At 66.5% G+C, this 12,644-nt stretch carries 9 protein-coding genes; 4 read left to right on the top strand and 5 right to left on the bottom strand.

What is annotated here, in order from left to right:
* Nucleotides 1-10: 10 nt before the first annotated feature.
* From GA0115242_RS35055 to GA0115242_RS35045, 3 genes are all read right to left on the bottom strand, one after another.
* On the bottom strand, nt 11-646 hold the full coding sequence (locus GA0115242_RS35055) for a TnsA-like heteromeric transposase endonuclease subunit (protein ID WP_370672343.1): 636 nt from the start codon (nt 644-646) through the stop codon (nt 11-13).
* A gap of 236 nt (nt 647-882) precedes the next feature.
* Complete coding sequence (locus GA0115242_RS35050; RefSeq protein WP_093835694.1) at nt 883-3,531, bottom strand: DEAD/DEAH box helicase; 2,649 nt, start codon at nt 3,529-3,531, stop codon at nt 883-885.
* Nucleotides 3,531-4,310: a CGNR zinc finger domain-containing protein gene (locus GA0115242_RS35045; RefSeq protein WP_256089830.1), complete on the bottom strand. Its 780-nt coding sequence runs from the start codon at nt 4,308-4,310 to the stop codon at nt 3,531-3,533. The genes GA0115242_RS35050 and GA0115242_RS35045 overlap by 1 nt, the downstream gene beginning before the upstream one ends.
* Nucleotides 4,311-4,556: 246 nt before the next feature.
* Here GA0115242_RS35045 and GA0115242_RS35040 point away from each other — a divergent pair, with 246 nt between their 5' ends.
* Entirely contained in the window at nt 4,557-5,036 is a 480-nt protein-coding gene (locus GA0115242_RS35040) for a hypothetical protein (protein WP_256089829.1), read from the top strand.
* Between the two features lie 435 nt (nt 5,037-5,471).
* Nucleotides 5,472-5,696 carry a hypothetical protein gene (locus tag GA0115242_RS35035; protein ID WP_093835692.1) on the top strand — a complete coding sequence of 75 codons (225 nt, stop codon included), beginning with the start codon at nt 5,472-5,474 and terminating at the stop codon, nt 5,694-5,696.
* 823 nt (nt 5,697-6,519) lie between these two features.
* Here the strand turns inward: GA0115242_RS35035 and GA0115242_RS35030 are convergent.
* The gene (locus GA0115242_RS35030) at nt 6,520-9,609 is read right to left on the bottom strand and encodes a hypothetical protein (protein ID WP_141721875.1); all 3,090 of its coding nucleotides are present in this window, start codon (nt 9,607-9,609) and stop codon (nt 6,520-6,522) included.
* A gap of 325 nt (nt 9,610-9,934) precedes the next feature.
* On the opposite strand from GA0115242_RS35030, the gene GA0115242_RS35025 reads away from it, so the two are divergent.
* On the top strand, nt 9,935-10,474 hold the full coding sequence (locus GA0115242_RS35025; RefSeq protein WP_141721873.1) for a hypothetical protein: 540 nt from the start codon (nt 9,935-9,937) through the stop codon (nt 10,472-10,474).
* Between the two features lie 646 nt (nt 10,475-11,120).
* Here the strand turns inward: GA0115242_RS35025 and GA0115242_RS35020 are convergent.
* Nucleotides 11,121-11,684 (bottom strand): hypothetical protein, encoded by a 564-nt coding sequence (locus GA0115242_RS35020; RefSeq protein WP_141721872.1) that lies wholly within the window; start codon nt 11,682-11,684, stop codon nt 11,121-11,123.
* A gap of 149 nt (nt 11,685-11,833) precedes the next feature.
* Here GA0115242_RS35020 and GA0115242_RS40440 point away from each other — a divergent pair, with 149 nt between their 5' ends.
* Nucleotides 11,834-12,397, top strand: coding sequence for a hypothetical protein (locus GA0115242_RS40440; protein WP_141721870.1), 564 nt, complete (start codon nt 11,834-11,836; stop codon nt 12,395-12,397).
* Nucleotides 12,398-12,644: the final 247 nt, after the last annotated feature.

Raw genomic sequence — 12,644 nt, 5'->3', positions numbered from 1 at the left:
CGTGCTCCCATCACGCCGCCGGCGCCCACACCGGCATCCGCTCATGCATCGGAGCGCCCAGATCGGCGGACAGCTGCCCCGCCCACAGAGCATGGAACAGCGCGGGAAGGACCACCATCGGATCCCCGGTCTGGCGCACGCCCTCCCACAGCGGCGTACGGCTTGCGAACGACTCCCGCAACGCCGCTGCCAGTTGCTGTCCTGCGCGGTACCGCGGATGCCGATATCCGGCCAGCCAGGTCACGTTGGCCCGGTAGACCGGATCGACCGGCCCCAGCACCCAGTACCGCCAGCCCACCCCCGCACACACCTCACCGACCACCGCCGCGAGGGACCGCTGCCGCCCGGAAAGCTCCCCTGCGGCAGTGCAGTCCGCCAAGACCCCCTGGCCGTCGGTGAGCCGGAGCATCACCTGCGGGACATGCGTCCGCCCGCCCTCCGGCGCACGCCACCGCAGTTCCAGCGGCTGACTGGCCAGGCCTTGGACGCGTGGATCGCGGTCGAGGAGCATCAGATGCAGACGCATCGCCCCAGACCCGTAGTGCACGAGCCCCCCGGTGGTCGCCGACCACCACCATCCCGGCGCCATGCGCTTGCCCTTGCGGACTGGAAACGGCCTCAGAGGCGGACACCGCTCGAAGGCCACGTCGGCAGCCGCCGGCCACGGCGAACACTCCGTCGCCCCGCCCGCAGCCAGGAACCGTACGTCTACAGCCCCGACATCGGCCGGCCCGGCCCCTGCCGCATCCCATTCCGCGCTCCGCACATAGAGCCAAACGCCTTATCGGCTCATCCGGTAATGGGCATAACAAGCCAACGGCAAATGCGTACCAGAACCAGATCCCGGTTCTGCCAGGCGTTCCTGACCCCGCAGACGTGCTGTCAGCCGCGCTCGGGCTGCCCTTCGGCCCAGGTGTAGCCCAGCTGAGCGAGGGCTGCTCGTTGCTCCGCCTCCAGCCGGTCACGCCTGGCCTTCTGGTTACTCAGAAACACACCCAGCCTGATCGCCGAACCGTCCGGCAACTGCTCGATGTGCGCCCTTCCAACGACGGTTCTGCCTTCCCGCTGGATGTACTGGGTGAGGGCTGCCAGGCCGCGTTGGAAGGCTGCTGCCTTCCCGGCGCCCTTGGCCGCCGAGGCTGGGGCGGGTGGTTCGGCGGGTTGCACGCCCAGAGCTGTCAGCCGCTGCTGCTGTCCCTCGGAGAGCTCCGCCCAGCTGCGGCGTTGCCGCTGAAGCCATTTGCCGACGTCGTCGCCCTCGTAGAGGACGCCGGGGGCGATGTCGGGCAGGTGGCAGCTTGGTTCGTCGGCGGCGAGTTCGGCCAGGACGCGGTAGTGGCGTTGCCAGTCCAGTGGCCAGGAGCAGTTCCAGTCGGGGTCGATCGCGGCCAGCTGCGCGGCCCGCGTTGCGGCGCGATGCGGGGACTTGCCGAGGCCGTCTTTCCGGCGGAGGTTGGCCATGTGCTCCCCGACCGGGATCAGTTCGCTGTCGGCGTCGCCCCAGACGGCGTCGCGTCTGGGGGCGAGGTGGCCGTGGGCGCGCCGGTAGGAGCGCAGGACGGCGAGTTTGGTCTCCCAGGCTTCCTCGCCGGGTTCCCACACCATGCCAGCTTCGTCGAGGAGTTCCTGGCGGTGGCCGTCGAGTTCACCGGCGCGGTAGGTGCGCCGCTGCTGGTGCACCCACCTGCCGAGCGGAAACGCCTTCGTAGCCCCGGCTTTGGTCTCGGTGTCGTAGGGGACGGCGTACAGGCCGGTGATGTGGTTCTCTTTCCGCCAGCGCAGCAGGGCCTGGTAGCCCTCCAGCCACACCAGCGATTCGGGCCGATACACCCGCGTGCGCAGGAACGCCGCGATCATCGCCGGGTCGCGGGGACTCGAGAAGTTCAGCAGCACGGACCCCACCGCGCCCTGCGCACCGTCCAGCTCCCCGTCACCGTCACTTTCGCCGCTGGCACCGACGATGCGCCCGTCCTCGTCGCGGACGAGGTGGTGCGTCTTCGTCCGCGGCTGCCTGGTCAGGGCCTGGGAGGCGAGCTGTTCGACGAGGCATTCCGAGTGGGAGCGCAGGCCCTGCAGGACGGCTGTGAGGGGGCGGAACGAGGCGGAGGCGACCATGTCGGTGGGGTCTTCGCCGGGCATAAGGAAGACGGGCACGATGATCCTGGCGGTCTTGGCCGTGCCGTCGGGGTTGGGGCGCAGGGCACGGCCGATGTTCTGGACGATCTCGACCTGGGAGCCGCGGGTGTCGGCGAAGCAGATGGCCTCCACGCCGCGCGCACCGGTGATGTCGACGCCCTCGCCCAGGACCCGCGCGCTGGCCAGGAACGCCCGGTGCACGCGCTTGTTGCCGGCGTCGAGGCCGTCGGCGAACTGGCGCAGGACCTCCCGGCGTTCGGCGACGAGGTGGTCACCGCACAGCCACGCCGACCACACCCTGTCCGGGGGTACGTGGCGGCCGGCCTCCAGCTCGTAGAACTCCGCGCCGATGGACGACTTCGGCAGGGCGTCCGCGACGGCCAGGGCCTTCTCGGAGGTCTCGGTCGCATACAGCCGGGCGGCCGTCTGCGGCATCTTCTCCGCGAACGCGGCGGCTTCCTCCACCCGCTGGTGGAACGTCATGACGGTGCGCAGGTTGTGCCGGGCAGCGTGCTCCAGGAGCGCGGTCTGCAGCAGCGCCAGGCGCCGCCCACGCAGCGCCTCCTCCGACAGCCCGGCCACGGAGGAGGGGTCGCGGATCTCCAGCACGTCGATCTCGAACCCGGCGAGGATGCCCCGCTCGATCGCCTCCGACAGCCCGAGCTCGAACAGCCATTCACCGTACGGCCCGTCCGGGTCGCTGGCCATCGTCGCGATCTCCAGCTCCCGGCCGTCCGCGCCCTTCTGCGGGCGGGGGGAGGCGAGGATGCGCGGGGTCGCGGTCAGGTAGAGCCGGAAGTCCGCGGGGATCCGGATGTTGTCGTGGACCGCCGCCCAAGGCCGACCGAGATCACCGGTGGTTGAGTGGGCTTCGTCAATGACGGCGAGGTCGAACTGGGCCATTGTCTGCCCATACAGCCGCTGCCCACCGGCCAGAGCAGTCTCCAGCGGCCCGCGCACCTTCGTCCGGCCGGTGACATCCTCGGGGTCCTCGCGGTCCACGAGTGAGGCGTACGTGGCGAACACGACCACCGGCCCGTGCCCCGCCCACAGGGCGAGCTGGATCGGGTGGGTGGTAGTCCGCACGCCGTGCTGCTCCAGGACCTCGTCCTTCTCCAGCGAGCACACCGCGACCATCGGCCCATGGTGGCCGACCCTCCGCCACGCCTGGGCGGTCTGCACGAGCAGGTCGAGGGTGGGGACCATGACGAGGATCCGCCCGCCGCGGAAGCACTCCCGTGCGGCCCACGCGGCGGTGATCGTCTTCCCGGAGCCGGTCGCAGAGACGACGGTCCCGCGCAACCCGTGCGCCGGTACAGGTGACCTCGTGGGAAATCCCGCCCATGCGCGGATGCGCGCGTTCGCTTCCACCTGGTGTTCTCGCAGGCTGATCATCACTCAGCTCCCGCCTGGCCGACGGGTTCTGGTCCGTCCTGCGGCGTCGGTTTCCCGGCCGCCGGCTGCTGCAGGGGCGGGGTCTGCTGTTTGCGGCGCCGACGGTGCTCGCGCTGGGCTTGAGCGCGGGCGCATTCGCGGCTGCAGTACTTGATGCCGCTGGTGCGGTTCTGTCCGTATGCGGCGCGGCCACGCTGGCGTACGAAGTTGCGGCGGCAGGTCTCGTTGGCGCACTCGCGGATCGTGGCGTCCTCGGCGAGATGGTTGTACAGCTGGAGGAACGCCACGGCGAGGATGGTGGGGTAGCGGTCGCCCAGGCCGCCGATGCCGATGCTGAACCGCTTCAACGCGGCGTTCAGCTCATCCACCAGGTCGCTGATCCTCATTCCCAGGACGAGCTCGCGCATATGGTCCAGGTCGCGTGGCCACACCTCGTCCCGATGCGTGTTCTGGGCCTGCCACTGCGCCAGCTGTTCCTCGGAGACTTCCGGCTCGATGAGCGCGTCGAGTCCGCCCTCGCGGCGCAGGGCCAGCCAGGTGGTGATGGCCGTCTTGGCCTGCGTCACGTAGAGCGTGGCCAGTTCGCCGTGAAGGGCGAACGGCGCGCGGGGGTGTTCGCGCTCGGTGAGTTCCTTGAGCCGGTCGTGCTCGTCTTCGTGCCAGCTCCCGGTGTCGATGCTCCCGCCGAGGTGTCCGTAAGTGCGCATCAAGGCGGCCACGGCATGGAGGTCCCCGGGGTCGACCTCCATGAACTCGCGCAGGTAGAAGTCCTCCGGCACGGGGACCGTGCGCGAGCGGGAATGGAGCTGCGGGGTCCAGACGATCCACTCGCCGTCGGCCCGCGCCCCGCGAAGAGGCATCAACTCCGGTGTCGGCACGGGCGTCCCGGGCCAGAGCGTAGGACGAAAGCGTGGGTCAACGTATGCCGCCATGAGGAGCATCATAGCGCCCAGAGGGGTAGGACGAACTATGAATCCTTCGTATCACGCGTGCGGATGACAGAACTTACCCGAGGGGGAACCAGGGTGACGCAGTGGCAGGACCGCCAGGCGATAGGCGACATGCACGAACGTCGGGTGGCAGCCGCGCTGCGCGCCTGCGGCTGGACCGTCCAGCCCTGCGGACAGGGCACCTACCCGCCCGCCGTACAGGAAGCCCTGCGCCGGACCCGCTCCGCCCTGCGGCACTTCCCCGACCTCATCGCCGCCCGCGGCGCCGACCTGATCACCATCGACGCCAAAGACCGTATGCCCAGCACCGACACCGACCGCTACGCCGTCAGCGCCGACACCGTGACCGCCGGTCTCTTCTTCACCGCGGCCCACGCCCCGACCCCGCTGTACTACGTCTTCGGCGACCTGAAGGTCCTCACCCCGGCCGAAGTTGTCTACTACACCGCCCACGCTTTACGCCACCACAGCGGCGCCTTCCACCTCGTACGCACAGAGCAAGCGCACCGCTTCGACGACGTCTTCGGACCGGCTGGCACAGCAGCTGCGGCATGACAGCCACCGCCCCCGCTCCGCCAGTCGTAGAGCGCGGGCCCCGTGGCGGGTGCCTGCAATTCGGCTGGGCTTTCAACGACGTGGAAACCCTCTGCAGCCGATGCGCCCAGAGGGCGGTCGGGGACCGCATCGGCACCCCCGGGGGCTCGGGGAAACATCCTCTCTGCAGCTGAGCACCGGGCGCCAGCGGGAGCCGTCGACCAGGATGAAATGATCTTGCAGAGAATTATTTCCTAGAATTTTATTTGCTAAAAAAGATTCGGCGTAATTTTCCAGGAAGGGAATACCGGATATGACTTTCCTGGCCTCGTACTCTGTCGGCGGCCATAAATAGGTGTGAATGGGTGCGCCGGTGACATCGGGTGGGCATCAGCAGGGATGGGAGAGCTCTTCCTGCTCAGAGTGCACCGCAGTAGTGATCTTGGCTGTCGCGCGTTGACCAAGTTGCTGCCGCCGGATGCCTATCGTGGGGATGGTCGGCTGCCATGGGCCTGCCTGTTCACAGCCGCCGCCGATCCGTTCGGCTTCCGGCAGTTCGACACCGACGACGACGAAGGCGAGGACGTCCGCTACGCGGTCGTCGGCCAGCTCTCCGTCACCTACTGGATCAACCGGCCCCGGAACAGCCTGACGGTCCTGAACATCGTCTGGCTCGGGTAGCCACCCGTGACAACGGCCTGACCCCGGCATCGCAACTGCCGGGGTCAGGCCGCTTCCGATCGTAGCCACCGCCCGTATCCACCGGTAGTCACCCCGGCGGTGTGAGCAGGCGGTCTGATGGCAGCGGGTGGGCGTCAGCGTCAGGAAGTACTGCTTGCCTGGCAGCGCGGATCTGTGCGGACTTCTCTGCTGTCATGAGGTGACCGGATGGTCGCCGTTGTCTGCTTAAAGCCTTCTGCGTGGGCTGTCGCAGAGGTGCCTGCTCGCACGCTGCACAGTGCATCACCTGTCGTCAGGTGCGCTACCCGCCCAGGCCACCGGCCATGTGGTGGCCTACCGGTGGGGTGCGGCCACACTGGTTTCGTGTCTATCCGGCAGGACACACTTCCATTCCCACCAGTGGACCTGGAGGTGCTCGACAGGAAGCCGCGGTGACAGGTTCAGCGGTGGCGGCCAGCTCGGGGCCTCCGGACTGGTCCGAGAGAGTGTCGCGGGGGTCGTCAGATCGCCGCACAGTGCAAAGAAGGGACCGGCACCCTCAGTCCGCTGCTCAAGCGGCAGGTGGCACGGGGCCCCGGCCGAGCCGAGAACCTCCGAAAAGGAATCCGCAGCCAAGCGGAGCTATTACAGGGCGCAGCAGCTATGCCAGCCATGTGATGCCGAGGGCGGCGAGGGTCCCCACGGCTTCCTGAAGCCGCGGTTTACCAAGCGAGACAGGAACTGCATCTTCAGGACCTGGTCCAGGTCGCGGATACCGGTGATAGCCGCGCAGCCCCGGTCCTCCTACACGACGCATCAGCGTGATAATGAGAACTGCTCATTTCTAGGGAAGGGTGTATAGGCGAGTTTCGAGTTCGGTGGCTATCGCTATTTCCGTTCCATCCGCTTTCAGTGCAATGTCTTGAATATCGGAGCCCACCGTGATCGCGTAGATTTCCTTACACTGACCGGCGTCTACGACGATAACAGTCGGCGGATTTTCGGGGAGCCTGAGTCCTCGCCCCGTCCGTTGCGTCTCATTCGCAGCGAAAGGGTCGCCATATGTAGCAAAATAATTGCATTCATTAACATATCGTTCACTATCGCGTACGCCGACCGCTCCAACTCCCGCCTGCGTGGTCGTTGGTTTGGTTTTGTCGTCATATGCGCCCATGGTTGAATCTGAGACGGAGAAGGCCGACTTCTCGCCTTCGTTGTGCCCTAGGCCGCGTAGAGCCGCTCGAGCTTTACCATCCGCAGCCAGAGAATATCCAGGATTCTCCAATCTGAAAGACCCAATCTCTGCCATGGGGTTGTCATACATTACTGAATAATCACTTCTAATGACGTTCACCACTTTCACGATTTTCCGTGCCAGACTTCCACGCGGATCGTCATTCCATTTAGCTATGATGAGCGTTACGCCATCATCACGCTCTCCCAGAAAGTAAACTCCGGAGCGCACCTCCTCTTTCTTGGCGTCCAGCTGTTTTCCCGTCTTGGTGTTCCACTGTCGCACGACGCCGTCACTGCTGACCGTGACAAGGGTGTCTTCTGGCCCGAATGCCATCGCTTTGATTTTGCCCGTGGCTATGGCGATGCGAAAGGTATTCTCTGGTTGGTTGACCAGGATGGTGGCTGCGACGAGGGTGATTGCGATGGCGGCGATCTGGAGGCGGCGTCGCTGGAACGTGCGGGGATGTGGCGTGGGTGTGCGGGTCTGTGCCAGGGACTGGCTCGCGAGGCGTTCCTGGAGTCGGATGTGGCGGAATTGGTACAGGCCGCCGGATTGGCGCAGGAGTTGTCGGTTCCGTGCGTCATCCAGAAAATGGACGAAGCTCCAGGGGAGCTGGCCCTTGATCGCGAGGGTGAGGCGGAGCAGGGCGAAGCGTGTCCAAGCTCGCGGGAAGAGCATCAGGATCGCAAAGATGCTACCGACCAGAATGGCCATGCCGATTACCGGCCGGGGATTGCTGTAATGCTCGGAAATGTTCTGTAGCGTCAGTGTGTCGACCGTCGAGGGCGAGCCCGATACTGCGCGAAATGCCAAAAATGCTATATATTCGGCTATCGTGTCGAGGATCGGCCGCGCAAGCATGATAGCCGCCAGTACTGCGCCGGGCAGAGCGGCTGCTGTCAGGGTTGAATTTCGGTCCTGACGGATCAGCTCGCTGGGGTTGGTGCGGGTGGAGCGTTCGGGTGAGGTGTTGAGCCAGTTGTGGCTGGCGAAGGCCAGGCCGAGGGCGATGGAGGCGCCTGCGCAGTACGCAATGGCTTTGTAGTATTCCAGCTGTGTCTTCGGAGGCCAGCTTTCGTTGAAATGATCGAGATAGATGACTACTGCTGCGATACCGAGTCCTGTTGCTGCCAGGAGGGATACCAGTGCGAATCCGGTGCGGAATCCGCCGCGGAGTCGGTGAAGTGATCCGCGCAGGGCAACCGAGATGCGGCCCGGCCGTTGGTCCGGTGCCGCGTACCAGGTGAGCATGGTCAGCACCCCAACAATCACACCCACCGCGACATAGTCCCCCACGGCCCAGTGCGCGTTGACACCTTTGTTGCCCAACGGTGTGAGCAGCATGGCGGCCAGGCCGGTCGCGATGCCGGTGAGGAGTCCGCTCCAGCGGGAGAAGAGGCGCGGGCTCATGAGCCACCAGGCGAGATCGCGTTCGCGGTGCTGGTGGAGGTAGGTGGCGAGGAACGTCAGGTACTTCTCGGCCTTCTGAGCGTTCTCCTCCCATGCGCTGTCCGCCTGCTGGGGCAGGGTGCCGGGCGCGGGCGCGTAGGCAGCGCGGATGGTGTGGTCGACGAGGTGGTCCTCGATGGCGTGCCGGCTTTCGAAGCCGAGGAGCTCGCGGGGATTGCGGTCGCAGTTGCGGTAGACGCCGCGTGCCAGGGAGAGGGCCAGCGGAGTGGAGAGCGCGGTGGCCGCCGGGCTGTCGGGGTGCCGGCGCATGTGGGCGTAGACGGGTTCCCAATCCACGCCCTGGGGCCAGTTGACGTCGGTCAGGTAGGCGATGATGTCGGGCACGGACACCGGGGCGACCTCAACAACCGGCGCCCTGCGCAGCAGGGGGGAGCCGCCCTCGATCACGTCCTGATACTCCACCGACCGGCAGGTCACCACGACGCCGCGCCCGTCGCCACATGCTTCGTTGAGGCCGCGTACGGCGTTGCGGCGGGCCACCTCGGGCATTTCGTCGAGTCCGTCGAGGACCGGCAGCAGCTTCCGCCGCTCCAGCAGATGACGCGGGATCTGAGGGTGTCCGCCGTAATAGGAGGTCGCCAGGCTGCCGACGATGAAGTCGTCCAGTGATTCAAGGACCGGATCCCAGCCGGAGGCGGACAGCAGGACCGGCACAGGCGCGCCCGGGGTACGGTCGGTCAGCAGACCGAGGGTGAGCATGATGGCCAGGACCGTCTTGCCGGCCCCAGGCTCTCCCAGGACCACCAGCCGGCCGCTGGGCACCTGTCGGAAGCCCGCCGCCAGCTGCGACGCGGCGTGGTCGAAGCTCCCCTCCAGCCGACCGTCCAGGGAGAGCCGCCTGACGCGCCCGGCATGAGGTCCCACGACCGACTCGGGCGGCACGCTCACCGGACGCCCGGTACCGGCCCAGGACAACGGGATCACCGCCGGATCCCGCAACTGCCGCGCCTCGACCTCCTCCGACCACTGCTCCCGCACCGTGACCGCCAGCTGATCGGCGGCCTCGGCCGCCTCCGGCGGAGGCGGTGGCGGGGGAAGGAACTGAGCGAGGGCCGCCACGAGCGATCCCAGCCCGGCGAACATGCTCACAACGCCTACCAGATCAAGTTGGCTTGGTTTGCTGTGTTCGAACAGCCACCAGGCCAACAGGAGCGAGAAACCGGCAGACGAGACAAACAAGATGAGACGGAGTCGCCGCCGCCGCACATGCTCAGGAAGACGCATCACTCATAACACAATGTCGCTACTCCGTCACAGATCTTCCGCCCTCCTGACTTCCTTTACCTATCCTTTACGGTTCTGGTGGGGTGCCTGCGAACAGGCGGCCTGATGGCAGCGGGTGGGCGTCAGCGTCAGGAAGTTCTGCTTGCCTGGCAGCGCGGATCTGTGCAGGCTTCTCTGCTGTCATGAAGTGAGCGGATGGATGCCATTGTCCGGCTGAAGCCTTCTGCGTGGACTGCCGCAGAGGTACCTGTTCGCAGAGGCGATGAACGACGTCTGGCGCTCCGTAACGGTCCTCGCCGGCCCGGGTCCGCGGCGCGCACACCCCCGCATGCCGCTCGGGCACGGCAGCTGGAAGTTCTACTACGCTGTGGAGTTCGGCATCAGCCGCGCCCAGGCGTACCGGCTCCTCGATGTCGCCCGCGCGCGCCGCGCTCGACTACGGTTTGTCCCAGCGGGCCCTGATCGCCGTCTCCGGCCTTACGGACGCCGTCGCGAAGATCATCTCACCCGCCGACTCGCCGCGCTCGCCCACAGCGGCCTCCAGGCCCTCGATGAGGCTGCGGTGCGCGCCGTGGTCCGCCAGGCCGTGAGCGACGTCCGCGCCGCGCCGCCCCCGACGCCCGTCGATCCGCCGGCGGACCCGGCCGTCGCCGCGCTGCGCGCCGTCGTCGACGAGCTGGCCGCGTGCTCGCACCAGCTCGGGGAGCTGATGCTCGAAGTCGCCCCCGCGTACCTGTCCGACACCGAGGCCGCCGACGTCCTGGCACTCCTGTGCGACGAGATCGGGGAGACGGTGGAGAACGGACTCGCTGCCCGCCGCTACGCCCTGACGGGGGATCGCCGGGCCCTGGCCGGGACTCTGCTGTAGTCGCTGCTGCTCGTGGTCCTGGTCGTCCTCGTGGTCTGCTGCCCGGTCAGTTCCGGGTGCAGCGCAGCATTTGCATGGGCCGGGCGGGACAAGGGTGCTGCTCGTACAGCAGGCCGGCGTGCTCGCGCAGCGGCGGCCTCCTGCTGTAGCGACTCGATGGCAGCAGCGACGGATCGGCGAGCCGCGGCTTGTTCCAGAAATCTGGAACGCTCCGGTTCACCTGGTGCTACCGGCTCGGGGGCGGCCCCAGCCGGGAACGACGACGGCGCCCTCCCGGTGGGATGGGCGCCGTGGCGGTGGCGAAGCAGGAACTGCGGGTTATCCGGCCAGTCGCAGCGAGGGCTGGACATCCTTGTGAATGGGTGCGCCGGTGACATCGGGTGGGCATCAGCAGGGATGGGAGAGCTCTTCCTGCTCAGAGTGCACCGCAGTAGTGATCTTGGCTGTCGCGCGTTGACCAAGTTGCTGCCGCCGGATGCCTATCGTGGGGATGGTCGGCTGCCATGGGCCTGCCTGTTCACACCCGAGCCGGTCGCGGACACGATCGTGCCCCGCGTGCCTCTAGAGGGCACAGATGATCTTGCAGGAAATCCGACCCATTTGCGGAAACTCGACTTCTGAGCCACCTGATGTTCTCGGAGCTGGATCAAAAGAGTTCTCCGGGTTCGAGAAGGGCTTGTTCGACTGAGGTGATCCGGTATCCGCCACGCTGGTAGAGGCCACCGTCTCGTCCGTGGACCGCCCAGGCTTTCTCGGCCGCGCCGTCAGGCGATGCCTTCATCAGGTGGAGAGTGAGGACCGGCACGTGCGCAGCCGAGCTGGCAGCGGGCCGGGCATCGATCCGGTAGACCCGGTGCCGCGCGATTTCCACCACGCAGGCCCCCGACCGCTTGGCCTCCGTCACATCCGTCACAAGTCGCTGTAGCCGCTGCCGTTCGTAGCGGGCGCCACGCACATCGAGAGCGGGCACGTACTCGGCCATCCCCTCCTTCTTCATGAGATGTGCGATGCGCTCCCACTGATGGCGCCGCAACTCTGCGATGAGCAACTCGCTCAGAGTATGAGGCTCGCGAGGGGCCAGCCGCGCGCTCCCGGCACGTTCCTGAGCCAGACGCACCTGTGCGGCCATCTCACGGTGGTCGAGTCCAGCCGCTTTCGAAACCACTCCTAGCCGGATGAATTCACGCGGAAGATACTCATAGACCAACACGTACATCTCCTTACCGGGGTGTCTCGTGTTTCCGCCAATCGTACATGCTGCATCAGTTTGATCCATGCAGTACGCCGACGCTCGCGGCAGGCGTTCAGGACAGGCCCTGCGGGTAATCCTCCATCCATGCGTAGAGGAAGGGAGAATGGATGGGGTCAGCACTGATCGCTCTGGCCGCCGCAGCCTTAGGAAGTCTCACCACGCTGGTGTCCATGCTCATGGCGCAGCGGAGTGCCGAGCGGATCCGGAGGCAGGATTTTGAGCGCGCAGACCGGCATCGACTGGAGGACCGTAATCACGCCCGGGATAGTCAGCTCCTTGACGATCGCCGAAAGACGTACGCGATCCTGAATGCTGCCGCCCGTACGGCAAGAGACGTGCTCGTCACATGCAAGGTCGAGCTCGAGAAGACAGGGACGATCGAGCCCGAGACTCAAGCCGCACTGGATATAGCCTGGACGGCTTACGTTGCGAAGCATGCAGAAGCCCACATGAGCGTTTCCGACGAAGTGCTGGACGCACTGGGATCTGTAAACGGTTCTCTGAGGCAAGTGCATCGCCTCACACGCAATCTGAGCCAGAGTGGACAAGACAGGGAGAGCATCCTGACCGAGATCGACAGGCGTGTAGACGAGTTGTGGGGACGGTTGACTTCCCTGCGAGATGCGATGCGTACAGACCTTGGAATCACAAGTCGGCGTCAACAGACCTGAACAGTGGGCTCTGGAGGCGCAGTCGGAAGGACCCGAGGCGGGGGAGCGCAGCGGACCCGCCGGCCTCGGACTGCAACAGAGCGAAAGCGGGCCCCGCTGCGCTCTGAGAGCGCAGCGAACAGAGCATCAATCAGGCCGCGCAGCGGTCTGATTGAGTGGATCGCGCAGCGATCCATCAGCGCTCCCGCGGAGCGGGAGCGCAACACCCGCGCGCAGCGCGGGTGTTCGCTTGCACATCGCGCAGCGA

Origin of the sequence: Streptomyces sp. SolWspMP-5a-2, from assembly GCF_900091845.1 — a bacterium.
In the GTDB taxonomy this organism is placed as follows: domain Bacteria; phylum Actinomycetota; class Actinomycetes; order Streptomycetales; family Streptomycetaceae; genus Streptomyces; species Streptomyces doudnae.
This window is presented reverse-complemented; position numbering and strand designations above follow the sequence as displayed.

Coding starts and splice junctions, on each gene's coding strand:
- GA0115242_RS35025 (WP_141721873.1), top strand. CDS start 9,935: ATGCCGCTCGGGCACGGCAGCTGGAAGTTCTACTACGCTGTGGAGTTC.
- GA0115242_RS35050 (WP_093835694.1), bottom strand. CDS start 3,531: ATGATCAGCCTGCGAGAACACCAGGTGGAAGCGAACGCGCGCATCCGC.
- GA0115242_RS40440 (WP_141721870.1), top strand. CDS start 11,834: ATGGGGTCAGCACTGATCGCTCTGGCCGCCGCAGCCTTAGGAAGTCTC.